Consider the following 25,014-nt stretch of genomic DNA (forward strand, 5'->3'; position numbering starts at 1 on the left):
TGGAAGGGGCAAGCACCATTGACAGGCGATTTTTTGATTTGAATCCCTTATTATATGGGAATCTGCACCATCAACCCGATTCCACAGGCCGCTTAATGTCATTCTCCCCCAATTCCTCCACCGCGCCGGCCTCCGCCGACGCTCGCCTGACCCTGTTGAAAGCCTGGTTGACCTCGCTTAACCTCGTTGCGCCCGAATCCGCCCGCCCCGCTTCCAGCGATGCCAGCTTCCGCCGCTACTACCGTCTCGATGTGCTGCCAGGCAACGCAACATTACCAGGAAGTACACTGATCGCCATGGATGCGCCGCCCGAGCGCGAAAACGCGCCCGCCTTTGTCAAGGTGGCCGGCTTGCTGAAGGGCGCCGGCGTGTCCGTGCCCGAAATCATCGCGCAAGACCTGGAGCAGGGCTTCCTGCTGCTTTCCGACCTGGGCACGACCACGTATCTCGATGCCCTGAACCACGACAACGCCAGCGTGCTGTACGCCGAAGCGCTGGAATCGTTGATGAAAATCCAGCTGGCCAGCCAACCGGACGTCTTGCCCGAATTCGACCGCGCCTTCATCCTGCGCGAAATGAATCTGTTTCCGGAATGGTTTATCGGCAAGCATCTGGGCGCCACCTTGACGGATGTACAACAAACCCAGCTGGACAAGGTCTTCGAAGCCATCACGGCGAATATCTTGTCGCAGCAGCAAGTATTCATGCACCGCGACTACCATTCGCGCAATTTGATGCACATCAACGATGGCTCCATCCCGAATCCCGGCATCCTCGATTTCCAGGACGCCGTTTTCGGCCCCGTCACCTACGACATCGCCTCGCTGCTGCGCGACGCGTATATCCAGTGGGATGAAGAACTGGTGCTCGACTGGGTGATCCGCTACTGGCAGCGCGCCAAACAGCTGGGCTTGCCAGTCAATCCCGACATCGACGCCTTCTACCGCGATTTCGAATTCACGGCCCTGCAACGCCACCTGAAAATCCTCGGCCTGTTCGCACGCCTGAATTACCGCGACGGCAAGGATCTGTACATGGGCGACCTGCCAACCGTGCTCGACTACGTGCGCAAGACAGCCAACCGCTACACGGAACTCAAGCCGCTGGTGCGTTTGCTCGATGCACTGGAGAATAAAACACCCCAAGTCGGCTACACATTCTGAGGACACCGCCCAAAACCTACTGCGCGTCGCGCTTTGCGGCCGGCGATGCTCACCGTACTAGAGTACGGTTGCGCTTCTCGGCCACAAACGACTGCCGCTCGCTACGGTTTTGCCAGGTGTCGCTACTGCAGAATTAACTTATTGTACGGCTCACGCCACGCAACCTTTACCGAACGAAACAGAAAACGAATCTCACCATGAAAGCCATGATCTTTGCCGCAGGCCGCGGTGAACGGATGCGTCCGCTTACCGATACCTGTCCCAAACCGCTGCTGAAAGTGCGCGGCCGTCCGCTGATCGTCTGGCATGTGCTGAACCTGGTGCGCGCCGGCATCACGGACATCGTCATCAACCACTCGCACCTGGGCCATTTGATCGAGGAAGCTCTGGGCGACGGCAGCGCGTACGGCGCGCGCATCGCGTATTCGCCCGAGACCACGCCACTGGAAACAGCGGGCGGCATCGCCCAGGCGCGCTACCTTCTGGGCGAGGAACCGTTCCTCGCCATTTCCGGCGACATCTATTGCCCGTATTTCGATTTCAAGCAGGTACTCGACGTGCTGGCCGACAAGGACGTGCTGGGCACGCCGTACCCGGCCGACCAGCGCGATATCGCCTGGGCCTATCTGGTGCCCAATCCCGACTTCCACCCGAAGGGCGATTTCGGCCTGACCTTGTTCGCGATCAACAATACGGACGACACCAAGTGGACCTTTGCCAATATCGGCGTGTACCGTCCCGAAATGTTCGACGGCATCACGCCCGGCAGCCACGCCAAACTCGGCGATTTGCTGCGCCGGTATGCGGACCAGGGCCGCGTGGGCGGTGAAGTCTATCCTGGCGAGTGGACCAATGTGGGCACGCCGACACAGCTCGACGCGCTCAATGGCGTGGCGGCGAAGGCGCCTGCGGCATGATGGCCAACTACGCGGCACGGCGCGCGGCGCTGCTGACGCAGATGCTGCCGGGCAGCGTGGCCATTCTCGCCACGGCGTCCGAAGTGCCGCGCAACAGCGATTGCGATTATCCGTATCGCCACGACAGCTATTTCTATTACCTGAGCGGTTTCACGGAACCCGACAGCGCACTGGCACTGGTGGCCGCCAGCGCCACGGCACCCGCGCGCGCCATCCTGTTTTGCCGCGCCAAGAACACGGAGCGCGAAATCTGGGACGGTTTCCGCCACGGCCCCGAGGCGGCCCGCGCCAGCTTCGGTTTTGACAGCGCCTTCCCCATCGAGGAACTCGACGTGGAAATGACGCGCCTGCTGGCCGACGCCCCCGCCATCTACTATGCACTGGGCGGCAGCCTCGATGCACAAGTGAAGCTCTGGCGGCACAACGTGCGGCAAAAGGCCCGCAGCGGCGTCACGGCGCCCGCCATCGCGCATGACATCAATGGCATGCTCGACGCCATGCGCCTGCTGAAAGACACGGAAGAACAGCAGCTGATGCGCCGCGCGGCCGCCATTTCCAGCGCCGCCCACGTGCGCGCCATGCGCGCCACGCGGCCCGGCATGCACGAATATGCGCTCGAAGCGGAGCTGCTGTACGAATTCCGGCGCAGCGGCGCGCAGTTCCCCGCGTACTCCTCCATCGTGGCCGGCGGCGGCAACGCCTGCATCCTGCACTACAGCGCCAATAACGCGGTCCTGCTAGACGGCCAGTTAGTGCTGATCGACGCCGGCTGCGAACTCGATGGCTACGCCTCGGACATCACGCGCACTTGGCCCGTCAACGGCCGTTTCAGCGGCCCGCAGCGGGCGCTGTATGAACTGGTGCTGGCGGCGCAGCAAGCGTCGCTGGACATGGTGCGCCCCGGCTTGCCGCACAGCGCCATCCACGAAGCGGCCGTGCAGGTACTGGCGCAGGGCATGCTGGACCTCGGTTTGCTGGACCGGCATAAAAGCGGCAGCGTGCAGGACGTCATCGCCGACAAGGCCTATATGCCCTTCTACATGCACGGCACCAGCCACTGGCTGGGCATGGACGTGCACGACGTGGGCGCCTACCGCGACACGGATACCCCCGGCAAACCGTGGCGCGCTTTGGCACCGGACATGGTGCTGACGGTGGAACCGGGCATCTACGTGCGCCCCGGCGCGGGTGTGCCGGAGCAGTTCTGGCATACCGGCATCCGCATCGAAGACGATGTGCTGGTCACGCCGCAAGGCCATGAAGTCTTCAGCACGGCGCCCAAAAGCGTCGCTGAAATCGAACAACTGATGTCACAGGATTAACGCCGCCGCATGCATACACCGTCCACTTTCGATCTCGCCATCTGCGGCGCCGGCCCCGTCGGCATGGCGCTGGCCGCCCTGCTGGTGCAGCGCGGCAGCCGCGCCGCCGGCATCGTCCTGCTCGACGCCAAATCCATCGAACAAGCGAGGCGCGACCCGCGCACCATCGCCCTGTCGCACGGCAGCCGCCAGATTCTCGAGGAAGCGGGCGCCTGGCCCGTAGAAGCGACGCCTATCCATCAAATTCACGTCTCGCGCCGCGGCCAGTTCGGGCGCAGCCTGATGGACCGCAGCGAGCATGGCGTCGAAGCGCTCGGTTATGTGGCCCGTTACGGCGCCGTCGTCAGCGCGCTGGCCGACGTGTGCGAGCGCCTGGGCGTGGCCAGCCTGCGCCCGGCCTTGGTGACGGGCAGCGTGGAAGACGCCGATGGCGTCAGCGTGCAGATCGACCAGGCCGGTGCCGCGTCGAGCTTGCGCGCCAGCCTGCTGGTGCAAGCCGAGGGCGGCCTGTTCGGCCAGCAGCAGGAACGGGCCGTCAGCCGCGACTATGGCCAAAGCGCCATCATCGCCCATGTGCGCACAAGTAGCCCCATCGTCCACCGCGCATATGAGCGCTTCACCGACGAAGGTCCGCTGGCCCTGCTGCCGCAGGACGACGGCTACGCGCTGGTGTGGTGCGTGCCGCCCACGCGCGCCGAGCAATTGCTGGCGCTGGACGACGCTGCCTTCCTGGTCCGCCTGGGCGCCGCCTTCGGCAGCCGCCTGGGACGCTTTACGCATACGACGCCACGCCTGGCCTATCCGCTGGGCTTGAACGCGCAGGCGAACGGCACGGCGCGCACGGTCGCCATCGGCAATGCGGCGCAAACCCTGCATCCGGTGGCGGGACAGGGCTTGAACCTGGGCTTGCGCGACGCCGCCGTGCTGGCCCGCGTGCTGGCACAGGACAGCAGCCCCGCCGGGCTGGAACGCTACGCCAGCCTGCGCCAGGCCGACCGGGGGCTGACCGTGCGCGTCACCGACACCATGGCGCGCATCTTCACTGGCAGCGCCCCCACGCAAGGCTTGCTGGGCCTGTCGCTGGGCTTGCTGGACGCATTTCCTCCTGCACGCAAGGCATTGGCTGGGCTGATGATGTACGGCCGCCGCTGAGTCTTAAGAATAAGGAAATGGCTGGGGCGAAAAAGAAACAGGGAACATATCCGGCATGGAGTAAACGGCCCGCGGATGCGACAATGGCTGTCACCTGGCTTTTGGCGACCGTTCCATGACAGATGCATTGCCCGCAGCACCGCCTGCCACTCTTCCCGAAGTGCTCTTTTCCCGCCTGCTGGAAGACGCCCTCGACGCCGTCATCATCATCGATGAGCATTGCCGCATCCGCTATATCAATGGCGCCATGCAGGCGCTGTCCGGCTATGCGAGCGGGGAATTGCTGGGCCAGACTTTGAACGGCCTGCTGCCCGACGCCGTCGGCGCGCAGCACGACAACCACGTGATCAATTACATCCGCAGCTCGCGCACGTCCAGCGTGCTGGGCAAGATACGCGAATTCGCCATCCGCCACCGCGACACGCAGATGATCCCCATCGAAATGAAGGCGATGGACCTGGGCGTGGTCGACGGCATCCGCTATTTCGGTGCCTTCTTGCTCGACGTGCGCGAACGGCGCGAGCTGGCTGCCAAAAACGCCAGCCTGCTGGCGCAGCTGGAACAGCAGGCGCTGCACGATGCGCTGACGTCACTGCCGAACCGGCGCGCGTATGAAGCGCAAGCCGAGCAGGCGATGGCGCGCGCAGCGCGCAGCGGCGCCGCCCTGACCGTGGGCGTGGCCGACCTCGACCATTTCAAGAAGATCAACGACCGCTACGGCCATGCCGTGGGCGACGCCGTGCTGCGCACGGTGGCGCAGGCGCTGCGCGACACGGGACGCATCACCGACGTGGCGGCGCGCCTGGGCGGCGAAGAATTCGGCCTGCTGTTCCCCGACGCCAGCCTGCGCCAGGCGCACATGGTGGCCGAACGCATCCGCGCCGCCGTGGCCGCCGCCATCACGCCTTTGCCCGATGGCGGCGAACTGCAGGTGACCATCAGCATCGGCGTGGCGTCCCTGACAGCCGGCGCCACCCTGGATGCAGCCATGTCCGATGCGGACAAGGCCCTGTATGCGGCCAAGCACCAGGGACGCAACAAGGTAGTGGCGGCCGAATAAAAAAGGCTATGTCACCGTCAGATGTGGGAAGGCGCCCAGCGTTGCCTTCAATAACGTTTCAGGGGAGCGGATGCGCCTGGCGTCAAGTATCCAGCGCCATCCCAGATAGTTCGGCAGGTAGCGCGTTGCCACCCCGTGAAACGGACCCATCCATTGTCGCAAACGGCTGTGATAGGCGTTGACGTTCTGCACGTGGGCGGCGCCCTGCACGCGGATGCCGGCGCGCAAGTTGACGGCCTGGTGGCTGATGCCCGCTTCCCGAGCAAAAGCCCGATAGGCGGCATGGCCGTCGGTGACCAGCAGCACATCCTTGTCGATCATGGACAACAAACAATGGCGTAACTGCGCCTTGGTTAGCGCCCCTTTGCCCGTGACGAAATCGAGGGTCTGGCCCGTGCGGTCGCGCGCCACCAGGATGCAGACCTGTTCATTGGAAATGCCGCGCTTGTGGGCATGGCTGCCACGGCGGCGCGCCGGACGTGTCATGTTTCTGGATCCCTTTTCCGATTCCAGCAGATATAACTCGTCTGCCTCGGCGATGCCGTGCAGGCCATGCGGCCGATCCGTCTTTGCCAACGACAAAAAACGGTGGCGCCAGCGAAACGTGGTATTGCGGTGCACGCCCAGTTGGCTCGCCGCCTTGCGCACGGAATCCGATGCCAGCAGACAATCGGCGTAATCGAGCCACAAGGTCTTGTGGCGCAGGTGCGCCAGCGGCGTGCCCGTCAAGGCGTCGAAGGTGCGGCCGCAGGGCACGCAGCGGTAGCGCTGCAAGCCGTGCGCATGGCCGTGCCGGTGAACATGGCTGCTGTTGCATGCGGGACAGTACAAGCGTTGCTTGGCAACACTTTCGACCAGTGCCACGGTGACGTCTTGCGATGCGGCCCCGCGCAGCAGGGTGATGCCCGCCAGGCGCTGGCGGCGGCTCAAAGCGGCGAACTGGGCGATGAAGTTTTCCCACTGGGCTAGTAGCATGGAGGGCTCCCGTTTGTCTGGCATGCACAGTCAGACAGCAGGGACACGGAAAGATTCCTGGAATTCCCCTACTTGCCGAGGACAGAGCCATAAAAAACGGCCCGCGCAAGGCGGGCCGTCCGGTCGCAGCAAACGGCGTTTATTCGACGGCCTTGAGCATATCCTCGATCACCTTTTTCGCATCGCCAAACACCATCATCGTGTTCGGCTGGTAGAACAGGTCGTTGTCCAGGCCCGCATAGCCGGACGCCATCGAGCGCTTGTTGACGATGATGCTCTTGGCTTTATACGCTTCCAGGATCGGCATGCCGGCGATCGGCGATGTCGGGTCCTTCGCCGCCGGGTTGACAACGTCGTTCGCGCCCAGCACCAGCACCACGTCCGTCTGGCCGAATTCGCCGTTGATGTCTTCCATCTCGAAGACCTGGTCGTACGGCACTTCCGCCTCGGCCAGCAGCACGTTCATGTGGCCCGGCATGCGCCCCGCCACCGGGTGGATCGCATACTTGACGGTGATGCCCTTGTGCGTGAGCTTTTCCACCAGTTCTTTCAACGAGTGCTGCGCACGCGCCACGGCCAGGCCGTAGCCGGGCACGATGATGACGGTTTCCGCATTGCTCATGATGAAGGCGGCATCGTCGGCCGAACCCGATTTCACGGGACGCTGCTCCTGTGCACCGGCCACACCGGCCGCTGGCGCATCGCCGCCGAAGCCGCCAAGGATGACGTTGAAGAACGAACGGTTCATGGCCTTGCACATGATGTAAGACAGGATCGCGCCAGAGGATCCCACGAGCGAGCCCGCGATGATCAGCATGGAGTTATTCAGCGAAAAGCCGATGCCGGCCGCGGCCCAGCCCGAGTAACTGTTGAGCATCGACACCACCACCGGCATGTCGGCGCCGCCGATGGGGATGATGATCAGCACGCCCAGCGCAAAGGCGATCAGGGTCATCACGATGAACGGCGTCCACGCGGGTTCGACGCCATCGGCGAAGCAGAACGCCAGGCCCAGGCCCACCATCACCAGCGCCAGCACGAGGTTGAGCATGTGCTGGCCCTTGAAGCTGACGGGCGCGCCCTGGAACAGACGGAACTTGTATTTGCCCGACAGCTTGCCGAAGGCGATCACGGAACCGGAGAACGTGATGGCGCCGACAAAGGTGCCGATGAACAGTTCGAAGCGGTTACCGATGGGCAGCGCCTCGCCATGCTTGGCGATATTGAAAGCCCACGGTTCCGACACGGCCGCCACGGCGATACACACTGCGGCCAGGCCGATCAGCGAGTGCATGGCCGCCACCAGTTCCGGCATCTTCGTCATTTCCACGGTTTTCGCCAGGTAGGCGCCGATGGCGCCGCCCGTGACGATGCCGATGATGACGAGGGTCAGGCCCATGCCGCCCGTTTGCTGCTCCTTCAGTTTCAGGATCAGCGCCACGGTGGTGACGGCGGCAATGGCCATGCCGCTCATGCCGAAGGCATTGCCGCGGCGCGCCGTCGATGGCGACGACAGGCCTTTCAAGGCCTGGATGAAGCACACCGAGGCGATCAGGTACATCATCGTCACCAGGTTCATGGTGACGAAGCTCATGGCGTGACTCATTCTTTTGCTCCTTGCTTGGCCTTCGGTTCTTTTTTACGGAACATCTCGAGCATGCGCTGCGTGACGAGGAAGCCGCCGAACACGTTGACGGCGGCCAGCGCCACGGCCAGGGTGCCGGCCACTTGCGCCAGCGGGCCATCGGTCAGGCCGGCCGCCAGCATGGCGCCGACGATGATGATGGCGGAAATGGCATTGGTGACGGCCATCAGCGGCGTATGCAGCGCCGGCGTGACGGTCCAGACGACGTGGTAGCCGACATAAATGGCCAGCACGAAGATGATCAGGTTGGTGATGGTGTGACTGATTTCCATGATGTTGTTCTCTCCGGCGCCGCGTTATTTTCTGAGGATGTCATTGCCTGCGCAAACCAGGCTGGCCTTGATGATTTCATCCTCGCGGTCGATCAGCAATTGATCGTCCTTGTCGATGATGAGCTTTAAAAAGTCCAGCACGTTGCGCGCATACAGGGCCGAGGCGTCGGCCGCCACCAGGGTCGCCAGGTTCGGCTCGCCCACGATGTAGACGCCGTGTTTCACCACCGTCTTGCCCAGTTCCGACAGCGGGCAGTTGCCGCCCTGCTCGACGGCCAGGTCGACGATGACGGAACCGGGTTTCATGGCTTTCACCGTTTCTTCGGAAATGAGCACGGGCGCGGCGCGGCCGGGAATCAGCGCGGTGGTGATGATGATGTCGGCCAGTTTCGCCCGTTCGTGCACGAGTTCGGCCTGGCGGCGCATCCAGTCGGCCGGCATGGCGCGCGCATAGCCGCCCGAACCCTTGGCGATCTCTTTTTCTTCCTCGGTGAGGAAAGGCACGTCGAGGAACTTGGCCCCCAGGGACTCCACTTGTTCCTTCACGGGCGGGCGCACGTCGGACGCTTCGATGACGGCGCCCAGGCGCTTGGCCGTGGCGATCGCCTGCAGCCCTGCCACGCCCACACCCATGATCAGCACGCGCGCGGCTTTGACGGTGCCGGCCGCCGTCATCAGCATCGGCATGAAGCGCTGGTAGGTATTCGCGGCCACCAGCACGGCCTTGTAGCCGGCGATGTTCGCCTGCGAGGACAGCACGTCCATCGACTGCGCGCGCGTGATGCGCGGCACGGCTTCCAGGGCGAAGGCGGACAGGCCGGCCGTGGCCATGGCGGCGATATTGTCCGCATCAAACGGATTCAACATGCCGATCAGCACCGTGCCGCTGGCCATCAGGGCACGCTCACCGGCATCGGGCGCGCGCACCTTGAGCACGATGGCGCAGCCATAGGCTTCCTGGGCGCTGCCGATCTGCGCGCCGGCGGCGGCATACGCGTCGTCGGGAATCGAGGCTTGCAAGCCCGCTCCCGACTGCACGACGATCTGATGCTTGGCTGCCAGCTTCTTGACTGTCTCGGGCGTTGCTGCCACCCGCGTTTCACCAGGCCGTGTTTCGGCCGGTATGCCTATCCTCATGATGCCTCCGCTAATTGATAAACTGACTAGAATCTAACACGGAAAGCAGCGCGTTAAACGTTTGTGAAGCAGCAACTTTTAGTCGTACGACACTAATTTACCCGTAATACCAATCCTTGTTCCGCCATGCGGTATGGCGACCATATTGTGGGAAAGGTGTGTCAATCTCACCACAGTCGAGCACGTGTGCGCGCTTGTTTTGACCACAGGGAAAGCCTATATTAGCGGGCGCTTCCTGCCATCTTGCCAACTATGCCCCCATGCTAGTGCGCTCCCCGGGAAAGACGTAAGTACCTCCCACCGCTATTTGCTAAAACGTTGTCATTTATCAATATGTCCGCGCAACAAAAGGCCGGCTTCAAACCGCGCGCGCAGAACAAGATAAAATGTCGGCTCTTTCAAGGATGGAATCATGCCGAGAATCTGGAAACCCTCTGTCACCGTTGCCGCCATCGTCGAACGCGACGGCCTGTTTTTACTGATTGAAGAAGAGACCAGCGAAGGCATCAAGATCAATCAACCGGCCGGCCACCTCGACCCGTTCGAGTCGCTGGAACAGGCGGTGATCCGCGAAACGCTGGAAGAAGCGGCTTACGATTTCATCCCCACGGCACTGGTCGGCATGTACATGTCGCGCTATCAGTCGTTGCGCACGGGCGAGGACGTGACCTACTTGCGCTTCACCTTTTGCGGCACGGCTGGCGCCGAGCACGACCGCCCGCTGGACGAAGGCATCATCCGCACCTTGTGGATGACGCGCGACGAGCTGGCCGCGTGCCAGGAGCGCCACCGCAGCCCGCTGGTGCTGCAGTGCGTGGACGAATACCTGGCTGGCAGGCGCGCGCCGCTGGCCCTGCTGCACACGCATGCGTCTGTTTTCAATAGCGCATAGCAATACGCATTGCCATATTATTAAAGTACACTGGAAAGCAAGATGAGCAAGAAGAAAGTCGTTATCGGCATGTCGGGCGGGGTCGATTCCTCTGTCGCGGCATGGATGCTGAAGGAACAAGGCTATGAAGTCATCGGCCTGTTCATGAAAAACTGGGAAGATGACGACGATTCGGAATACTGCTCCACGCGCCAGGACTGGATCGACGCGGCCAGCGTGGCCGACGTCATCGGCGTCGATATCGAAGCCGTCAATTTTGCCTCCGAATACAAGGACCGCGTGTTCGCCGATTTCCTGCGCGAATACCAGGCCGGCCGCACGCCGAACCCGGACGTGCTGTGCAACGCCGAAATCAAGTTCAAGGCCTTTCTCGACCACGCCATGACCCTGGGCGCCGACCTGATCGCCACCGGCCACTATGCGCGCGTGCGCCAGGCACCGACCGACGCGGGCCGTTATGAACTGCTGAAAGCCGTCGACGCCAGCAAGGACCAAAGTTACTTCCTGCACCGCTTGAACCAGGCGCAGTTGTCGAAAACCCTGTTTCCGCTCGGCGAAATCCCGAAAACGGAAGTACGCCAGATCGCCGAGAAACTGGGCTTGCCGAACGCGCAAAAGAAGGATTCGACGGGCATCTGCTTTATCGGCGAGCGCCCGTTCCGCGAATTTTTGAACCGCTACCTGTCGTACAAGCCGGGTCCGATGAAAACGGCCGACGGCAAGACGGTGGGCGAACACGTGGGACTGAGTTTTTATACCCTGGGCCAGCGCAAGGGCATCGGCATCGGCGGCGTGAAGTCGTACCAGAACGCGGACGGCAGCAGCGACGCCTGGTACGTGGCGCGCAAGGACATCGCCAACAACACCCTGTGGGTGGTGCAGGGCCATGACCACCCGTGGCTGCTGTCGCCATCCCTGACGGCCGACCAGGCCAGCTGGGTCGCAGGCACGGCGCCGCAGGCGGGCTCCTTGAGCGCCAAGACGCGCTACCGCCAGGCCGACGTGGCTTGCCAGCTGCTGCCGGACGGGAATGAACACTTCAGCCTGGCCTTCGACCATGCGCAATGGGCCGTCACGCCGGGCCAGTCGGCCGTGCTGTACGACGGCGACGTATGCCTCGGTGGCGGCATCATCGCCAGCGCGACGGGCCTGGCTGGCGTCTAACTATTGCCTTGCGCGGCGGCGGCAAGCGCCTGCTGCTGCTTGCGCACCATGGCAATCACCGTATTGCGCACGGTTTTCAGGACCGTGTCGGCCATGAACGGTTTCACGATGAAGCCCGACACGCCCATGGCGAGGGCCGCCTGCAGTGAGGTGGCATCGATGCCGCCCGAGACCATGAAAATGAGCGTCTTCGGATACTGGGCGCGGATGGTTTGCACCACATTGGTCCCGTCTTCCACCTGCTCGCGCGCGATGCAGACGAAATGCGGGTGGTGCTTGACCAGCAGCGCCAGCCCCAGCGCGCTCGTATGCGTCTGCCCGCAGACATCGTAGCCGCCATCGGTCAGGACCGTGTTCAGCAGGCCGCGCGCCACGGCACTGCTATCGATCAGGACTGTCTTTAACATCATGATTTACTTCCCTTGCTTGATTTTCTATTGCGAGTTCCACTCAGAGAGCGCCCATCAAAATGCTCAGGGCTAGGCGCGTTGCCGAAGGCAGTACGAATGTACGACGAGGCAAGGCAACAACGCCATGAGCTTTTTTTGGGCGCTCTACTTTTCCCACACCAGCTTGTTCCAGGTGACACCCAAGGTCACGTCGGTCTTGAGTTCCACCAACTTTCTTGAAAGATACAGTATTTCCCGCTCTTTTCGCAGGCTTTCGCCCAGCGCACCGGGTAAAATGCCCGCGCCGGCCATCACGGCATCGATATTGCCGTAGGCGCGCAACAGTTTTGCGCCCGTCTTCAGGCCGATCTTCGACACGCCGGGGATGCTGTCGGTGACGTCGCCCATCAGCGCCAGCAGGTCGGGCAGCAGTTCCGGCGGCACGCCGAACTTTTTCTCGACCCAGGCGTGGTCGTGCCAGACGCCCTTGAAATGGTCCCACACCAGGGCGCCGTGGGCGATCAGGCCGTGCAAATCCTTGTCGGTGGTGGCGATGACGGCCGCGCCGCGCCCCTCGTGCAGCCAGCGCATGACGGCCGTGCCGATCACGTCGTCGGCCTCGACCTCGGGAATGCTGACCACGTGCATGCCGAAGCTGGCCAGGGTGGCGTAAAAGCCGGGCAAGGCGTCGCGCAGCACCTGCGGCATGGGCTGGCGCCCCTCGCGGTAACCAGCATACAGCGCGTGGCGCCAGGTCGGGCCGCCAAAATCGAAGGCCGGCAGGATATGCGTCGGCTCGTGGTCGTTGATGAGCGTGCGGAACGACGACAGCGCATGGCGCAGCGCGATCTCCGCCTTCAGGTCGGAATCGGGTTCAGGACTGGCTTCGTAGACGCGGCGTACGATATTCAAGCCGTCGATAGCGAGGAGTCTGGCCATGCGGTAAGTGGATACTGATTGAATTGATCATTTTACCGTATGGAGCAAGCACTATTCCCCGCGAATTCCGCTTGGCAGGTTTTACGCGGCGTAACAACGCCTAACAAAACCGTAGCGAGCGGAAGTGAATTGTGGCTAAGAAGCGCAACCGTACTCAAGTACGGTGAGCATCGCAGGCCGCAAGTCGCGACGCGCAGTAGGTTTGGTTAGGCGTTCTCATTTGGCGAAATCGTAGGGCCCGCCCCGTTCGAGCGCCCGCTGGTAGGCGGGCCGCGCATGGATGCGCTGCAGGAACGCCGTCAGCTTCGGCAGGCGCCCGTCGAGTCCGCCGCGCATGGCGGCCGCTTCCAGCGGAAAGCTCATCTGGATGTCGGCCGCCGTGAATTCATTGCCGGCAAACCATTTGCTGTTCTCCAGCTCCGCTTCCATGTAGGCCAGCTGGCTGTTGATATTGGGCAGGATGAAGCTGCTCTTGACCTTGCTGGCGATGCCGCGCGCGATCGGTTTGACGAAAAACGGCATCGGCGACGATTCGACCTTGTCGAATACCAGCTTCATCAGCAGCGGCGGCATGGCCGAGCCTTCCGCGAAATGCAGCCAATAGGTCCAGCGCAGCTTCTCCGGAGTGCCCGCCGCCGGGATCAAGCGGCCATTGCCGTAGCGCTCGACCAGATACTCGATGATGGCGCCCGATTCGGCGATGGTGTTGGCGCCATCCGTAATCACGGGCGACTTGCCCAGCGGGTGGACGGCCTTCAGCGAGGCGGGCGCCAGCATGGTTTTCGGGTCGCGCTGGTAGCGCTTGACCTCGTAGTCGAGGCCCAGTTCCTCGAGCAGCCAGAGCACGCGCTGCGAGCGCGAATTGTTCAGATGGTGGACGACGATCATGGTTTTCCCGTTAAGCGATGGTTGAGTTCCAGTATAGCCGGGACGGCCGGATTGGGGCGGCGCAAGGGACTCTGCAAAAAAAAATGCGAAAAACAGTATTTTCAATTGATAACTTTTCAATCTTCCCTTATCTTGTTTTGTTTCCAATAAGTAAGGAAACCCCCTGTGGATTTCGACACCAACAACACCACGCCCAAGCGCGAAGCCATCACCTTCAGTGCCACCGGCAGCGAATACTTCCGAATCTGGATCGTCAACCTGCTGCTGAGCATCGTCACCCTGGGCATTTATTCCGCCTGGGCCAAGGTGCGCCGCAACCGCTATTTCTATTCCAGCACCCACCTGGCTGGCAGCAGCTTCGAATACCACGGCAATGCCGTCGCCATCCTGAAGGGCCGCATCGCGGCCGTCGTGCTGATCGGCGGCTACAACATCGCCTTCCAGATCTCGCCCATCATCGGCCTGATCATGCTCGTGCTGATGATGGCCGTGCTGCCATGGCTGGTGTGGAAAAGCCTGCAATTCAAGCTGTACAACACCAGCTACCGCGGCATCCGCTTCGGCTTTGACGGCAGCGCCAAAGAAGCCTACAAATACTTCCTGTGGCTGCCCATCCTGAACACCTTCACGGCTGGCCTGATGACGCCGTTCCTGCACCAGCGCCTGAAGCGCTTCCAGCACACGCAAAGCCGCTTCGGCAGCAGCAACTTCAGCTTCGACGCCTCGGTCGGCAGCTTCTACAAAACCTATTTGCTGTTCTTCGCCCTGCTGCTGGCCGGCTTCCTGGTCCTGATCTTTGTCGTCTTCGCCAGCGTCTTCGCCACGTTTGCCACCGATGCCAACGATGTCACCAAGGCCGGCAGCATCTTCGGCGCCGTGGCCGCCCTGTATGCCTGGGCCTTTATCGTGCTGCCGCTGTTCCTGACCATGATCCAGAACCTGATCTGGAACCACACGCGCTTGCAGCAGCACCAGTTCCAGTCGCAGCTGACCTGGGGCCGCACCACCTTCATCATGCTGACCAACCTGCTGGGCATCGTCGTCACCCTGGGCCTGTTTTCGCCATTCGCCCACGTGCGCTGGCTGAAGTACCGCCTGGAAGCGACCTCGATGCTGGTGCATGGCAGCCTGGACGCCTTTGTCGCCGCCACCGGCGAGCAAGTATCGGCCACGGGCGAAGGCATGGTCGACCTGCTGGACTTCGACCTGTCGCTGTAGCATGACGCTCGACCATCAAGCGCCGGGCGCGGCTCCCGTGCCCGCGCGCTATTTCGACGGCCAGACCTCGCGCCTGTACCACGTCACGCTCAGCGTGCGCGATGGCATGGCCGTGCTGGCCGGCGACATCGAGCGCAGCTGCCCGCTGGGCGAGCTGCATGTATCCGAACGCAGCAGCCACGCCGTGCGCAAGGTCAGCTTTCCCGACGGCGCCTACCTGGAGATCGCCGACCAGGCGGCCTTCAACGACATGCTGCACAACACGGGACACCGCGATGGCTGGGTGGTGCGGCTGCAGCAAAGCTGGCGCGGTGCGCTGCTGGCCACGGTCGCCACGGTGCTGGCCCTGTGGCTCAGCTATCAGTACCTGCTGCCCGTGGTGGCGAAGGGCGTCGCGTATGCGATTCCCCAGTCCGTCGAGCGCCAGCTGGGCCAGGGCGTGCTCGATTTCCTCGACGAACACGTGTTTGAGGCAAGCAAGCTCGCTGACGCGCGCCAGCAAGCCTTGCGCGCCCGGTTCGCACGCCTGGCCACGCCCGGCGACAGCACGCCCGAGCACCGCATCGTTTTCCGCAAGAGCAAGATCGGTCCGAACGCGTTCGCCCTGCCGTCCGGCGACATCGTGCTGACCGATGAAATGGTGGAACTGATGCCGGACGACGATGCCATCATGGGCGTGCTGGCGCATGAACTGGGCCATTTGCAGCAGCGCCACCTGACGCGCCGCCTGATCCAGACGTCGGCCGTGGGCGCCGGCGCGGCGCTGCTATTCGGCGACGTATCGACCGTGGTGGCAACCTTGCCGCCGCTGCTGCTGGATTTGAAGTATTCGCGCGACGTCGAGCGCGAGGCGGACGACTACGCGATCGCCATGCTGCGCCAGAACGCTATTCCACTGGAACACCTGGCGCAAGTGTTTGTCGCCCTGGGCAAGCTGGATCACGGCACGCCCTACCTGTCGAGCCATCCGGCCAGCGCAGAGCGCATCGACAGAATCCGCGCAACACAGCGCTAAGTCTTCACGCAGCGTCCACCGGGCGCCGCGTTCTTTCTCTCCAGCACGTTCCGTGAATCGAAGGTAGACTCAGCTGTATCAGTCTGACTTCACCGGAGTGCCCATGCACCTAGTACCATTTCGCTACCTGACCTTCATTGCGACGGGAGCCATCTTTGTCCTGTCCCTGTTTTACTACGATCATTACTGGCTGCCCGTGCTGGCCGGTGCGCTGACCCTGGTCGGCATCAGCGACCTGCTGCAAACGAAGCGCGCCCTGCGCCGCAACTACCCCATCCTCGCGCATTTCCGCTTTTTCTTCGAAAGTATCCGCCCCGAAATCCGCCAGTATTTCCTGGAAAGCGACAGCGAAGCGACGCCGTTCTCGCGCAGCCAGCGCAGCATCGTCTACCAGCGCGCCAAGGAGCAGACGGACAAGCGTCCGTTCGGCACCCAGCTCGACGTATATGAAGCGGGCTATGAATGGATCAACCATTCCATCGCCCCCGCCAAGGTGACGGGCCACGACTTCCGCATCGAGATCGGCAACCATCCGGACTGCCCGCGCGCCAAGCCGTATTCGGCCAGCGTCTTCAATATCTCGGCGATGAGCTTTGGCGCCCTGTCGGCCAACGCCATCCTGGCCCTGAACGGCGGCGCGCGCAGCGGCGGCTTCATGCACGACACGGGCGAAGGCAGCATCAGTCCCTACCACCGCGAAAACGGCGGCGACCTGGTGTGGGAAATCGGCTCCGGCTACTTCGGCTGCCGCAACCAGGACGGCACGTTTTCCGAAGAACGCTTCATCGCCAACGCCAGCTCGGAGCAAGTGAAAATGATCGAGCTGAAGATGTCGCAGGGCGCGAAACCAGGCCACGGCGGCGTGCTGCCGGGCCCGAAAGTGACGATCGAGATCGCCACCACGCGCGGCGTGATGGTGGGAGAGGATTGCGTCTCGCCGGCCGCGCACAGCGCCTTTTCCACGCCGCTGGAAATGCTGCACTTTATCGACCGCCTGCGCACGCTCTCCGGCGGCAAGCCGACAGGCTTCAAGCTGGCCATCGGCCATCCGTGGGAGTTTTTCGCCATCGTGAAAGCCATGCTGGAAACGGGCATCACGCCCGACTTTATCGTCGTCGACGGCAGCGAAGGCGGCACGGGCGCCGCGCCCCTGGAATTCACGGACCACGTGGGCACGCCGCTGCAGGAAGCACTGGTGCTCGTGCATAACACCCTCGTGGGCGCCAATCTGCGCGCGAAGATCAAGATCGGCTGCTCGGGCAAGATCATCACGGCCTTCGACATCGCCCGCCTGCTGGCGCTGGGTGCCGACTGGTGCAATTCGGCGCGCGGCTTCATGTTCGCGCTGGGCTGCATCCAGTCGCAAAGCTGCCACACGGACCGCTGCCCCACGGGCGTGGCCACGCAAGACCCGCAGCGCCAGCGCGCGCTGGTGGTGCCCGACAAGATCGCCCGCGTCGCGCACTTCCACCAGAACACCATGAAGGCGCTGGCCGAACTGATCGCCGCCGCCGGCCTCGCGCACCCGCAGGAACTGCGCCCGCACCACCTGGTGCGGCGCATCTCGCCGAACCAGGTGAAACTGGCGTCGGCCCTGCTGCCGTTCCTGGAAGCGGGTCAGTTGCTCGACCCGAGCCAGCTGCCGCAACTGCCGCCCGTGTTCGGCCTGTACTGGCCAAAGGCGCAATCGGCTTCGTTTCAGCGCCTCGATTGATACGGCCTTTGCGCAAGTGGAGCAATACCAATTAATAACCACTTGCGCAAATATCTGAATCCAATACAATACCAAAAAAAGGCAGCTTTTCCGGTGATTGTCCAGATGCGTCACCAGGGGCCAGAATACGGACTTGTCGTCATCAGAATGAATACCGGAGGAGTGGCAGCATGGAACAGGGTTTGCGCGAGAAAGTAGGACAGCTATTCATGGTGGGCTTCGACGCCCTGCAGGCGGACGAACATATCAAGACCTTGATACGCGAAAAGAAGGTGGGCGGCGTGATCCTGTTCCGCCGCAACGTGCACACGCCCGCGCAAGTGTCGGCCCTGTGCCGCGAACTGCAGGAGATCAACGCGGAAGTGTCCGACACGCCGCTGCTGATCTCCATCGACCAGGAAGGCGGCATGGTGATGCGCATCGAACAGGGCGTCACGCCGATTCCCGCGGCGATGGCTTTCCAAGCGGCCGGCTCCATCGACGACTGCGAACGCATGAACCAGATCAGCGGCGATGAAATGCGCCAGGTGGGCATCAATATGCTGCTCGCCCCCGTGCTGGACGTGAACAACAACCGCAACAACCCCGTCATCGGCGTGCGCGCGTACGGCGAAGATGCCGCCACCGTCATCGACTACGGCATGGCGGCCATGCGCGGCCAGCGCGCCAGCGGCGTGGCCGTCACCGCCAAGCACTTCCCCGGCCACGGCGACACGGCCACCGACACGCATTACGCCATGGCCCTGGTCCCGCACGACAAGGAGCGCCTGCACGCCGTGGAACTGGCGCCGTTCCGCGCGGCCATTGCCGGCGGCGTGGACGCCATCATGACGGCGCACGTGGTCTTCCCCGCTTTCGAGGCCGATACCAGTGTGCCGGCCACCCTGTCGAAAGGCGTGCTGACGGACCTGCTGCGCGGCGAGTTGAAATACCAGGGCGTCGTCATCACCGACTGCCTGGAAATGGCGGCGATTGCGGACGGCATCGGCATCGCCCAGGGCGCCATCGCCACCTTGCAGGCTGGCGCCGACATCGTCCTCATTTCGCACCGCGAAGCGCAGCAGACGGCGGCCATCGACGCCGTCATCGCCGCCGTGGAGCGCGGCGACATCTCCATCGCCCGCATCGACGCGGCTTGCGCGCGCGTTGCGGAACTCAAGCGCAACCGCGCCGTGCGCGACTGGCGCGAACGCCCCGTCAATCCGCCGGCGCTGATGCAGCCGGCCGCCATGGCCCTGTCGCAGCTGCTGCAAAAGGCCGCCTTGCGCGTGCAGGGCGACTACCGCCCGCTCGACGCCAGCCTGCCCGTGACCCTGCTGACGGTGGAAGTGCGCTCGCGCAGCGAAATCGACGAAGTGGCGCTGGGCCGCAACAAGGAAGCGCGCAGCTCGATGCTGCCGGCACTGCTCGAAGCGGGCCTGGACGTGCGCGAGTACGCCTTGTCGGCCGAGGCGCTGGACGACGAAGTCAATGAAGCCATCGCCTTTGCGCAAGGCGCGCAGCAGATCGTGCTGCAAACGTATAACGCCATGTTCGTCGACGGCCAGCGCCGCCTGGTCGAAGCCCTGCCGCACGACAGACTGTGGCTGGTGGCGGGCCGTTTGCCGTATGACCTGGACCTGGCGCCCGACGCGCAAGGCCGCCTGGCCGCCTTCGGCTGCCGCCCGGCCGCGCTGGTGCCGGTGGTCGACAAACTGGCGGGCAAGGCGTAACGCCACGCCTCCCTCCTGCACATGCCGGGCATTGCCCGGCATTTTCTATTCTGCCTCGCCATCGAAGCGCATACCCGTCATCTGCTCGCTGAGCGTCCATAGCCGGCACGCCTGCGCGGGATCGATGGCCCAGCGCCGCACGCCCGGCCCCGTGCTGTCGTCCGCCACCAGGGCGGCGATATCGCCATCCTCGCAATACACGCCGCCCATTCCATCAAGCTGCGTGCTGGTGGCGCACCAGACGGCCGTGGCGGCGCCCTGCGCCACATTCTTGAAACCCGATTGCGGTGGCGGATTGACCTGGCCGTCATCATCGAGCGCGCCCACGCGGCGCAAGTCGTCGAGGTCCAGGTGGCGCACCAGCGGCGTCAGGATGGCACCCGGATGCAGCGAGAAGGCGCGCACGCCGTGCGCCGCGCCACGCTGGTCCAGCTCCACGGCAAACAGCACGTTGGCGCTTTTCGACTGCGCATACGCGCGCCATTTATCGTACGGCTGGCGCAGGAAATGCGGGTCGTCCAGGTCGACGCCCGCCTGCCGGTGTCCCAGCGACGACACGCACACCACGCGCGCGCCCCGCGCATGCCGCAAGGCGGGCCACAAACGCGCCGTCAGCTGGAAATGCCCAAGGTGATTCGTCGCGAACTGCGCTTCGTAGCCGCGCGCATCGCGCAACAAGGGCGTGGCCATGATGCCGGCGCCGTTGACCAGCACATGCAGCGCGCGGCCGGTGCCAAGAAAGGCGGCCGCGAATGCATCGATCGATTGCGGATTGAGCAGGTCGAGCGCGGCGACCTCCACGCCGGCCATGCCTGCCAGGGCCGCTTGCGCCTGATGCGGATCGCGCGCCGGCACCAGCACGCGGGCGCCGGCGCCGGCCAGCACGCGCACCGTTTCCAGCCCCAGCCCCGACGCGCCGCCCGTGACGATGGCCTGCATGCCGGACAGGTCGCGCCCGGCCAGCGCCTCGGTGGCCGTGGTGCGCGCGCAAAAACCGGAATGCAAGGGAGTTTGAAAGGTCGTGGTATGTGTCATGGCTGCCTTGGCATGATGGATAAAGATCCATTGTGCGCGCTGCGGCCTGGACTGTGAATGGCGTAAAATCTTCAATACTATCGCCATCGTCCAGAATTGAAACCGCATGGATTTGCTTTCCGATGTACTCTCGCTGTTCGATACGCGCAGCTCTTACTTTGCCGGCCTGAAGGCGGGCGGCGACTGGGCCATCGACTTTCCGCCGCCGGACGGCATCAAGTTCAATGCCGTGATCGAAGGCGCTTGCTGGCTGACGGTCGCGGGCATCGACGCTCCCGTGCAGCTGCAGACGGGCGACTGCTTCCTGCTGGCGCCGGGACGCGCGTTTACCCTGGCCAGCACACCCGGCTTGCCGGCCGCGCCGGCGCTGGACGTGTACCGGCATGCGCAGCACGGCGTGGCCCGCCACGGCGCCCCGCAGCACGATTTTTTCCTCATCGGCGGACGCTTCCACTTTGGCGACGAGGCGGCCATCCTGCTCGACTGCCTGCCGCCGTTGCTGCACGTGCGTGGCAATACGGACCAGGCCAGCGTGCTGCACTGGGCCTTGCAACGGCTGGCGCAGGAGCTGCAGGCGACGGAGCCAGGCGCGGCGCTGATGACGCGCCACCTGGGCCACATGATGCTGCTGCAAATGCTGCGCCAGTATCTGGCGGCGCAGGCCTCGCACCCGGCAGGCTGGCTGTTCGCGCTGGCAGATCCCCGGCTGCGCGCCGCCATCGAAGCGATGCATGCGCAGCCGGCGCAGCGCTGGACCTTGGCGCAGCTGGCCACCGTCGCGGGCCAGTCGCGCTCCGCCTTTGCCCTGCATTTCAAGACCAGGGTGGGCGTGACGCCGCTAGACTACCTGCTGCGCTGGCGCATGCGCCTGGCCACGCGGCGCCTGAAGGACAGTGGCGCGTCCATCGCCGCGATCGCGCAGACGCTCGGCTACGATTCGGACAGCGCCTTCAGCCACGCCTTCAAGCGCGTCATGGCCTGCTCGCCGCGCCAGTACCGGCTGCGCCACACAGGTGCGCAGGCGTAAAAAAACCCGCATCTGCGGGTTTTGACAATACAGGGTCAGCGCGCCGGCACGGGCGGCAGCGCCGCCACCGCCAGCAGGGCAAACGGTCCGAGGAACAGGCCGATGCCGAACCAGAGTCCCCCGTGGCGGCCGCGCCGGCTGGCGAGCAGCCAGGTGGCGACGGCAAACAGAAACATGAAGATCAACAGTATCGCCATTGCCACTCCTTGCCATGCGGAAATCTCAGTGTAGCCCACGGGGGCGCCCGTGGCTACTCCCGCGTTGGCCCTAGCGCTGCACCTGCATCAGGATCACGCGCTTGCTGCTGCCGTCGGCCGGTGGCGTGGCTGATGGTGGCGGCGGGCTGTCGCAGGAGCCGCAGGAACCGCAGCCGCTGCCGCAACCGGGCGCCACCTTGAAGAAGGTCGACATCTTCGCCTCATCGAGGCCGCAGCGCACGAGGCCACGCACGATGGCGCGGCGCACGCCGGCCGGCAGGTACTTGGTCGAAAAATGCAGCAGCGCGGCTGCGACGATCAGGGCGACGATGAGGGTTTGCCACATGCTTTTCTCCTAAGCGCCCAGCATCAGGGCGATGCGATACGTGATAAACGAGGCGGCATACGCCAGGGCGAACATGTAGCCGGCCATCAGCAGCGGATAGCGCCAACCGCCCGTCTCGCGTTTCACCACGGAGAGGGTCGAGAGGCACTGCGGTGCGAATACATACCAGGCCAGCAGGGACAGCGCCGTGGCCATCGACCACGAATGGGCGATCAGCGGCTCGAGCGTGGTGGCCAGCGCGTCGCCCGTTTGCGACAGCGCGTACACGGTGCCCAGGGCGCCGACGGCCACTTCGCGCGCCGCCATGCCCGGCACCAGCGCGATGCAGATCTGCCAGTTGAAACCGATCGGCGCGAAGATCACTTCCAGGCCACGTCCCAGGATGCCGGCCAGGCTGTAATAGATCGGCGGATGGATCGCGTTGTCCGGCGGGCCGGGGAAGGTGCTGAGGAACCACAGGATAATCATCAGGCTCAGGATGATGGTGCCGACGCGCGTGAGGAAAATCTTCGCGCGCTCCCACAGGCTGACGGCCAGGTTACGCAAATGCGGCCAGTGATAGGCCGGCAGTTCCAGCAGCAGCGGCTGGTTGCCGCGCACACCCATGCCGCGCTTCATGACCCAGGCCACGGCCATGGCCGAGATGATGCCGGCAAAGTACAGGACGAACAGCACCAGGCCTTGCAGGCTCAAATAGCCCCACACCTGGCGTTCCGGAATGAAGGCGGCGATGATCAGCGCATACACGGGCAGGCGCGCCGAGCACGTCATCAGTGGCGCGATCATGATGGTGACCAGGCGGTCGCGCGGATTCTGGATGGTGCGCGCCGCCATCACGCCGGGAATGGCGCAGGCAAAGCTCGACAGCAGCGGAATGAAGGCGCGGCCGGACAAGCCCACGCCGCCCATCAGGCGGTCCAGCAAAAAGGCCGCGCGCGGCAGGTAGCCGCAGTCTTCCAGGCTCAGAATGAAGAAGAACAGGATCAGGATCTGCGGCAGGAAGACCAGCACGCTGCCGACGCCGCCGATGATGCCTTCCACCAGCAAGCTTTTCAGGTGACCGTCGGGCATGTTCGCCGTCAGCACGGCGCCCAGGTGACCCACGCCATCGGTGATCATTTCCATCGGCGTGGCGGCCCACGCAAACACGGCCTGGAAGATCAGGAACATCAGCACGGCCAGAATGATGGGGCCGAAGACGGGATGCAGCACCACGTCGTCGATCTTTTCCGTCAGGTTGCCGCTGTCGCGCGTGTCGTTGCTGACGGCGGCCAGGATGCGGCGCACTTCGCGCTGGGTTTCTTCGACGCTGACGGCATCGATGGCCGCCAGCGGTTTCGCTTCCACGGCCGGCAGCGGCAGCATGGCGTCGATGGCGTCGAGCAGGGCTTTTTCGCCATCGTGCTGCACCGCGATTGTTTCCACCACGGGCATGCCCAGTTCCTGCGACAGCCTGGCCGTGTCGATGACCATGCCGCGCTTGCGCGCCACGTCCGTCATGTTCAGCGCCAGCAGCATGGGCAGGCCCAGGCGCTTGACTTCCAGCACCAGGCGCAAATTCAGGCGCAAATTGGTGGCGTCGACGACGCAGATGATGGCGTCCGGGCGCGGGTCGCCGCGGCGCAAGCCGCCCACCACGTCGCGCGTGATGGCTTCATCGGGCGTGGTGGCCGACAGGCTGTAGGCACCCGGCAGGTCGAGCACGCGCACGGGCTTGCCGTTTGGCGACGTGAAATGGCCTTCCTTGCGCTCGATGGTCACGCCAGCGTAGTTCGCCACTTTCTGGCGCGCGCCCGTCAAACGGTTGAACAGGGCGGTCTTGCCGCAGTTCGGATTGCCCAGCAAGGCAATTTGTGGCTGATGCGGCGGCTTGTGCACGCCCGCATCGACGATCGTTTCGACAGCACCCATGGTCATTCCGGTTGAAGCAGCGGTTGAATCGTAACCAGCGCCGCTTCGAAGCGGCGCAGCGCGAACGTGGCATTACCCACCTTGATGGCCAGCGGATCGCCGCCGGGAATGCCGCGCTTGAGCATGCGGATGCGTTCGCCGGGAACGAATCCCAGCTCCATCAAGCGGCGGACGAGGTCGACGCCGTCCTCCGTCTGTCCTGCCGTGTGGGGCGTGATATGCAACACCGTGCCGCTCTGGCCGACTGCCAGCGCGTCGAGCGTCATCATGGGTGGAACTAGAGTCATGAGCAAATTCCGTTCAAATTAAGAACACCGGGGACAGACTGCTGCGCGTGGCGCATCGTGTTTGACGTGGGTGTTGTGAGGTAAAACGCAACTGTTGCGCATTACCGACAAGCGGCCTTTCAATATGTCCAGACGGCGACCGTCCGAGACAATACCAGCATTATAAACATGAATGCGAATAGTTTTTATTTAGCCCGGAGAGCCGCCCCCATCAAGGGCTGCGCCATCCGAAAAAACGGCATATCGATGCACGGCGCCAGGCCGCCAACTGCCACACACTTGATCAAAATCGCTTGCATTGTCCCGCACTTTGCGCGACAATGAAACGTAATGATAATGATTCTCATTAAAACACTAGCAACAATGCTTTCCAGCACTAGTGTCTGTTCATCCTCCAGCCAGAAGGTGTATCAATGATTGTATGTGTCTGCAACAACATATCTGATCGTGAAATCCGTCAAGCCGTCGATCTTGGCCTGTCCAGCATGGCCGAACTGCGCCGCGACCTGGGCGTGGCCACCTGCTGCGGCAAATGCCACACCTGCGCGCGGGAAGTGCTGAACGATCATCTGATCGCCACCGTGGCGCTGCAAGAAACCGTATTGATGCGAGCTGTACTGACAAACTAAAGAAAGCG

The 25,014-nt window shown here is 63.5% G+C and carries 25 protein-coding genes; 13 read left to right on the plus strand and 12 right to left on the minus strand.

The annotated features are described in order from the left end of the window. The first annotated feature begins 95 nt into the window (after window positions 1–95). The 5 genes from ACQ4WO_RS24665 (at window position 96) to ACQ4WO_RS24685 (ending at window position 5,614) form a co-directional block, all read left to right on the plus strand. On the plus strand, window positions 96–1,163 hold the full coding sequence (locus ACQ4WO_RS24665) for an aminoglycoside phosphotransferase family protein (RefSeq protein WP_436483636.1): 1,068 nt from the start codon (window positions 96–98) through the stop codon (window positions 1,161–1,163). 197 nt (window positions 1,164–1,360) lie between these two features. After that, window positions 1,361–2,080, plus strand: coding sequence for an N-acetylmuramate alpha-1-phosphate uridylyltransferase MurU (gene murU / locus ACQ4WO_RS24670; protein ID WP_436483637.1), 720 nt, complete (start codon window positions 1,361–1,363; stop codon window positions 2,078–2,080). Next, the gene (locus ACQ4WO_RS24675; RefSeq protein ID WP_436483723.1) at window positions 2,080–3,402 is read left to right on the plus strand and encodes an aminopeptidase P N-terminal domain-containing protein; all 1,323 of its coding nucleotides are present in this window, start codon (window positions 2,080–2,082) and stop codon (window positions 3,400–3,402) included. Before murU ends, ACQ4WO_RS24675 begins: the two co-directional genes overlap by 1 nt. A 9-nt stretch (window positions 3,403–3,411) precedes the next feature. After that, on the plus strand, window positions 3,412–4,554 hold the full coding sequence (locus ACQ4WO_RS24680) for a UbiH/UbiF/VisC/COQ6 family ubiquinone biosynthesis hydroxylase (RefSeq protein ID WP_436483638.1): 1,143 nt from the start codon (window positions 3,412–3,414) through the stop codon (window positions 4,552–4,554). Window positions 4,555–4,669: 115 nt separating this feature from the next. After that, window positions 4,670–5,614 (plus strand): GGDEF domain-containing protein, encoded by a 945-nt coding sequence (locus ACQ4WO_RS24685; RefSeq protein ID WP_436483640.1) that lies wholly within the window; start codon window positions 4,670–4,672, stop codon window positions 5,612–5,614. A 6-nt stretch (window positions 5,615–5,620) separates the two neighbouring features. On the opposite strand, the gene ACQ4WO_RS24690 is transcribed toward ACQ4WO_RS24685, so the two are convergent. The 4 genes from ACQ4WO_RS24690 to ACQ4WO_RS24705 all read right to left on the minus strand — a co-directional run bounded on the left by ACQ4WO_RS24690 (window position 5,621) and on the right by ACQ4WO_RS24705 (window position 9,643). Continuing rightward, window positions 5,621–6,589, minus strand: a complete 969-nt coding sequence (locus ACQ4WO_RS24690) for an IS1595 family transposase (RefSeq protein WP_436483641.1) — start codon at window positions 6,587–6,589, stop codon at window positions 5,621–5,623. Between the two features lie 139 nt (window positions 6,590–6,728). After that, window positions 6,729–8,183 carry an NAD(P)(+) transhydrogenase (Re/Si-specific) subunit beta gene (locus ACQ4WO_RS24695; RefSeq protein ID WP_436483724.1) on the minus strand — a complete coding sequence of 485 codons (1,455 nt, stop codon included), beginning with the start codon at window positions 8,181–8,183 and terminating at the stop codon, window positions 6,729–6,731. An 8-nt stretch (window positions 8,184–8,191) separates the two neighbouring features. Next, a complete protein-coding gene (locus ACQ4WO_RS24700; RefSeq protein ID WP_034745644.1) occupies window positions 8,192–8,506 on the minus strand; it encodes an NAD(P) transhydrogenase subunit alpha part 2 in 315 nt (104 codons plus the stop codon). A 24-nt stretch (window positions 8,507–8,530) separates the two neighbouring features. Next, window positions 8,531–9,643 carry a Re/Si-specific NAD(P)(+) transhydrogenase subunit alpha gene (locus tag ACQ4WO_RS24705; protein WP_436483642.1) on the minus strand — a complete coding sequence of 371 codons (1,113 nt, stop codon included), beginning with the start codon at window positions 9,641–9,643 and terminating at the stop codon, window positions 8,531–8,533. A gap of 412 nt (window positions 9,644–10,055) precedes the next feature. Between ACQ4WO_RS24705 and ACQ4WO_RS24710 the strand changes: the two genes are divergently transcribed. After that, window positions 10,056–10,535, plus strand: coding sequence for an NUDIX hydrolase (locus tag ACQ4WO_RS24710; protein ID WP_034745637.1), 480 nt, complete (start codon window positions 10,056–10,058; stop codon window positions 10,533–10,535). A gap of 42 nt (window positions 10,536–10,577) precedes the next feature. After that, the gene (gene mnmA / locus ACQ4WO_RS24715) at window positions 10,578–11,699 is read left to right on the plus strand and encodes a tRNA 2-thiouridine(34) synthase MnmA (protein ID WP_436483643.1); all 1,122 of its coding nucleotides are present in this window, start codon (window positions 10,578–10,580) and stop codon (window positions 11,697–11,699) included. On the opposite strand, the gene ACQ4WO_RS24720 is transcribed toward mnmA, so the two are convergent. The 3 genes from ACQ4WO_RS24720 to ACQ4WO_RS24730 form a co-directional block, all read right to left on the minus strand. Continuing rightward, window positions 11,696–12,106 (minus strand): response regulator, encoded by a 411-nt coding sequence (locus ACQ4WO_RS24720; protein WP_128143204.1) that lies wholly within the window; start codon window positions 12,104–12,106, stop codon window positions 11,696–11,698. The two genes, mnmA and ACQ4WO_RS24720, sit on opposite strands and share 4 nt — an antisense overlap. Before the next feature lie 147 nt (window positions 12,107–12,253). Further along, window positions 12,254–13,027: a 5'-3' exonuclease gene (locus tag ACQ4WO_RS24725; protein ID WP_034745632.1), complete on the minus strand. Its 774-nt coding sequence runs from the start codon at window positions 13,025–13,027 to the stop codon at window positions 12,254–12,256. 216 nt (window positions 13,028–13,243) lie between these two features. Then, window positions 13,244–13,915, minus strand: a complete 672-nt coding sequence (locus ACQ4WO_RS24730) for a glutathione S-transferase (RefSeq protein ID WP_436483644.1) — start codon at window positions 13,913–13,915, stop codon at window positions 13,244–13,246. Between the two features lie 165 nt (window positions 13,916–14,080). Between ACQ4WO_RS24730 and ACQ4WO_RS24735 the strand changes: the two genes are divergently transcribed. The 4 genes from ACQ4WO_RS24735 to nagZ all read left to right on the plus strand — a co-directional run bounded on the left by ACQ4WO_RS24735 (window position 14,081) and on the right by nagZ (window position 19,574). Then, the gene (locus ACQ4WO_RS24735; protein ID WP_319990492.1) at window positions 14,081–15,133 is read left to right on the plus strand and encodes a YjgN family protein; all 1,053 of its coding nucleotides are present in this window, start codon (window positions 14,081–14,083) and stop codon (window positions 15,131–15,133) included. Window position 15,134: 1 nt separating this feature from the next. Beyond that, on the plus strand, window positions 15,135–16,148 hold the full coding sequence (locus ACQ4WO_RS24740; protein ID WP_436483645.1) for a M48 family metallopeptidase: 1,014 nt from the start codon (window positions 15,135–15,137) through the stop codon (window positions 16,146–16,148). A gap of 103 nt (window positions 16,149–16,251) precedes the next feature. Next, complete coding sequence (locus ACQ4WO_RS24745; RefSeq protein ID WP_436483647.1) at window positions 16,252–17,862, plus strand: FMN-binding glutamate synthase family protein; 1,611 nt, start codon at window positions 16,252–16,254, stop codon at window positions 17,860–17,862. Between the two features lie 170 nt (window positions 17,863–18,032). Then, the gene (gene nagZ, locus ACQ4WO_RS24750; protein ID WP_436483648.1) at window positions 18,033–19,574 is read left to right on the plus strand and encodes a beta-N-acetylhexosaminidase; all 1,542 of its coding nucleotides are present in this window, start codon (window positions 18,033–18,035) and stop codon (window positions 19,572–19,574) included. Between the two features lie 45 nt (window positions 19,575–19,619). Here the strand turns inward: nagZ and ACQ4WO_RS24755 are convergent, their stop codons facing one another. Then, on the minus strand, window positions 19,620–20,609 hold the full coding sequence (locus ACQ4WO_RS24755; protein ID WP_436483650.1) for an oxidoreductase: 990 nt from the start codon (window positions 20,607–20,609) through the stop codon (window positions 19,620–19,622). Between the two features lie 106 nt (window positions 20,610–20,715). Here ACQ4WO_RS24755 and ACQ4WO_RS24760 point away from each other — a divergent pair, with 106 nt between their 5' ends. Next, a complete protein-coding gene (locus tag ACQ4WO_RS24760; RefSeq protein ID WP_436483651.1) occupies window positions 20,716–21,636 on the plus strand; it encodes an AraC family transcriptional regulator in 921 nt (306 codons plus the stop codon). Between the two features lie 35 nt (window positions 21,637–21,671). Here ACQ4WO_RS24760 and ACQ4WO_RS24765 read toward each other — a convergent pair whose 3' ends face one another. The 4 genes from ACQ4WO_RS24765 to ACQ4WO_RS24780 all read right to left on the minus strand — a co-directional run bounded on the left by ACQ4WO_RS24765 (window position 21,672) and on the right by ACQ4WO_RS24780 (window position 24,377). Further along, entirely contained in the window at window positions 21,672–21,833 is a 162-nt protein-coding gene (locus tag ACQ4WO_RS24765) for a hypothetical protein (protein WP_161784184.1), read from the minus strand. A 70-nt stretch (window positions 21,834–21,903) separates the two neighbouring features. Then, the gene (locus ACQ4WO_RS24770; protein ID WP_070302856.1) at window positions 21,904–22,179 is read right to left on the minus strand and encodes a hypothetical protein; all 276 of its coding nucleotides are present in this window, start codon (window positions 22,177–22,179) and stop codon (window positions 21,904–21,906) included. A gap of 9 nt (window positions 22,180–22,188) precedes the next feature. Beyond that, on the minus strand, window positions 22,189–24,090 hold the full coding sequence (feoB, locus tag ACQ4WO_RS24775; RefSeq protein WP_436483652.1) for a ferrous iron transporter B: 1,902 nt from the start codon (window positions 24,088–24,090) through the stop codon (window positions 22,189–22,191). A gap of 2 nt (window positions 24,091–24,092) precedes the next feature. After that, window positions 24,093–24,377 carry a FeoA family protein gene (locus ACQ4WO_RS24780; protein ID WP_181877997.1) on the minus strand — a complete coding sequence of 95 codons (285 nt, stop codon included), beginning with the start codon at window positions 24,375–24,377 and terminating at the stop codon, window positions 24,093–24,095. Window positions 24,378–24,790: 413 nt separating this feature from the next. On the opposite strand from ACQ4WO_RS24780, the gene ACQ4WO_RS24785 reads away from it, so the two are divergent. Next, window positions 24,791–25,006 carry a (2Fe-2S)-binding protein gene (locus ACQ4WO_RS24785; RefSeq protein WP_436483653.1) on the plus strand — a complete coding sequence of 72 codons (216 nt, stop codon included), beginning with the start codon at window positions 24,791–24,793 and terminating at the stop codon, window positions 25,004–25,006. Window positions 25,007–25,014: the final 8 nt, after the last annotated feature.

This window comes from Janthinobacterium aestuarii, from assembly GCF_051380835.1.
Taxonomy (GTDB): domain Bacteria; phylum Pseudomonadota; class Gammaproteobacteria; order Burkholderiales; family Burkholderiaceae_D; genus Janthinobacterium; species Janthinobacterium aestuarii.

Bases quoted from the DNA above. Each gene is read 5' to 3' on its own strand.
- ACQ4WO_RS24700 (WP_034745644.1), bottom strand. From the start codon at position 8,506: ATGGAAATCAGTCACACCATCACCAACCTGATCATCTTCGTGCTGGCC.
- ACQ4WO_RS24685 (WP_436483640.1), top strand. From the start codon at position 4,670: ATGACAGATGCATTGCCCGCAGCACCGCCTGCCACTCTTCCCGAAGTG.
- ACQ4WO_RS24680 (WP_436483638.1), top strand. From the start codon at position 3,412: ATGCATACACCGTCCACTTTCGATCTCGCCATCTGCGGCGCCGGCCCC.
- nagZ (WP_436483648.1), top strand. From the start codon at position 18,033: ATGGAACAGGGTTTGCGCGAGAAAGTAGGACAGCTATTCATGGTGGGC.
- ACQ4WO_RS24745 (WP_436483647.1), top strand. From the start codon at position 16,252: ATGCACCTAGTACCATTTCGCTACCTGACCTTCATTGCGACGGGAGCC.
- ACQ4WO_RS24720 (WP_128143204.1), bottom strand. From the start codon at position 12,106: ATGTTAAAGACAGTCCTGATCGATAGCAGTGCCGTGGCGCGCGGCCTG.
- ACQ4WO_RS24765 (WP_161784184.1), bottom strand. From the start codon at position 21,833: ATGGCGATACTGTTGATCTTCATGTTTCTGTTTGCCGTCGCCACCTGG.
- ACQ4WO_RS24705 (WP_436483642.1), bottom strand. From the start codon at position 9,643: ATGAGGATAGGCATACCGGCCGAAACACGGCCTGGTGAAACGCGGGTG.
- mnmA (WP_436483643.1), top strand. From the start codon at position 10,578: ATGAGCAAGAAGAAAGTCGTTATCGGCATGTCGGGCGGGGTCGATTCC.
- ACQ4WO_RS24730 (WP_436483644.1), bottom strand. From the start codon at position 13,915: ATGATCGTCGTCCACCATCTGAACAATTCGCGCTCGCAGCGCGTGCTC.
- murU (WP_436483637.1), top strand. From the start codon at position 1,361: ATGAAAGCCATGATCTTTGCCGCAGGCCGCGGTGAACGGATGCGTCCG.
- ACQ4WO_RS24690 (WP_436483641.1), bottom strand. From the start codon at position 6,589: ATGCTACTAGCCCAGTGGGAAAACTTCATCGCCCAGTTCGCCGCTTTG.
- feoB (WP_436483652.1), bottom strand. From the start codon at position 24,090: ATGGGTGCTGTCGAAACGATCGTCGATGCGGGCGTGCACAAGCCGCCG.
- ACQ4WO_RS24755 (WP_436483650.1), bottom strand. From the start codon at position 20,609: ATGACACATACCACGACCTTTCAAACTCCCTTGCATTCCGGTTTTTGC.
- ACQ4WO_RS24785 (WP_436483653.1), top strand. From the start codon at position 24,791: ATGATTGTATGTGTCTGCAACAACATATCTGATCGTGAAATCCGTCAA.
- ACQ4WO_RS24770 (WP_070302856.1), bottom strand. From the start codon at position 22,179: ATGTGGCAAACCCTCATCGTCGCCCTGATCGTCGCAGCCGCGCTGCTG.
- ACQ4WO_RS24760 (WP_436483651.1), top strand. From the start codon at position 20,716: ATGGATTTGCTTTCCGATGTACTCTCGCTGTTCGATACGCGCAGCTCT.
- ACQ4WO_RS24710 (WP_034745637.1), top strand. From the start codon at position 10,056: ATGCCGAGAATCTGGAAACCCTCTGTCACCGTTGCCGCCATCGTCGAA.
- ACQ4WO_RS24695 (WP_436483724.1), bottom strand. From the start codon at position 8,183: ATGAGCTTCGTCACCATGAACCTGGTGACGATGATGTACCTGATCGCC.
- ACQ4WO_RS24725 (WP_034745632.1), bottom strand. From the start codon at position 13,027: ATGGCCAGACTCCTCGCTATCGACGGCTTGAATATCGTACGCCGCGTC.
- ACQ4WO_RS24665 (WP_436483636.1), top strand. From the start codon at position 96: ATGTCATTCTCCCCCAATTCCTCCACCGCGCCGGCCTCCGCCGACGCT.
- ACQ4WO_RS24675 (WP_436483723.1), top strand. From the start codon at position 2,080: ATGGCCAACTACGCGGCACGGCGCGCGGCGCTGCTGACGCAGATGCTG.
- ACQ4WO_RS24740 (WP_436483645.1), top strand. From the start codon at position 15,135: ATGACGCTCGACCATCAAGCGCCGGGCGCGGCTCCCGTGCCCGCGCGC.
- ACQ4WO_RS24780 (WP_181877997.1), bottom strand. From the start codon at position 24,377: ATGACTCTAGTTCCACCCATGATGACGCTCGACGCGCTGGCAGTCGGC.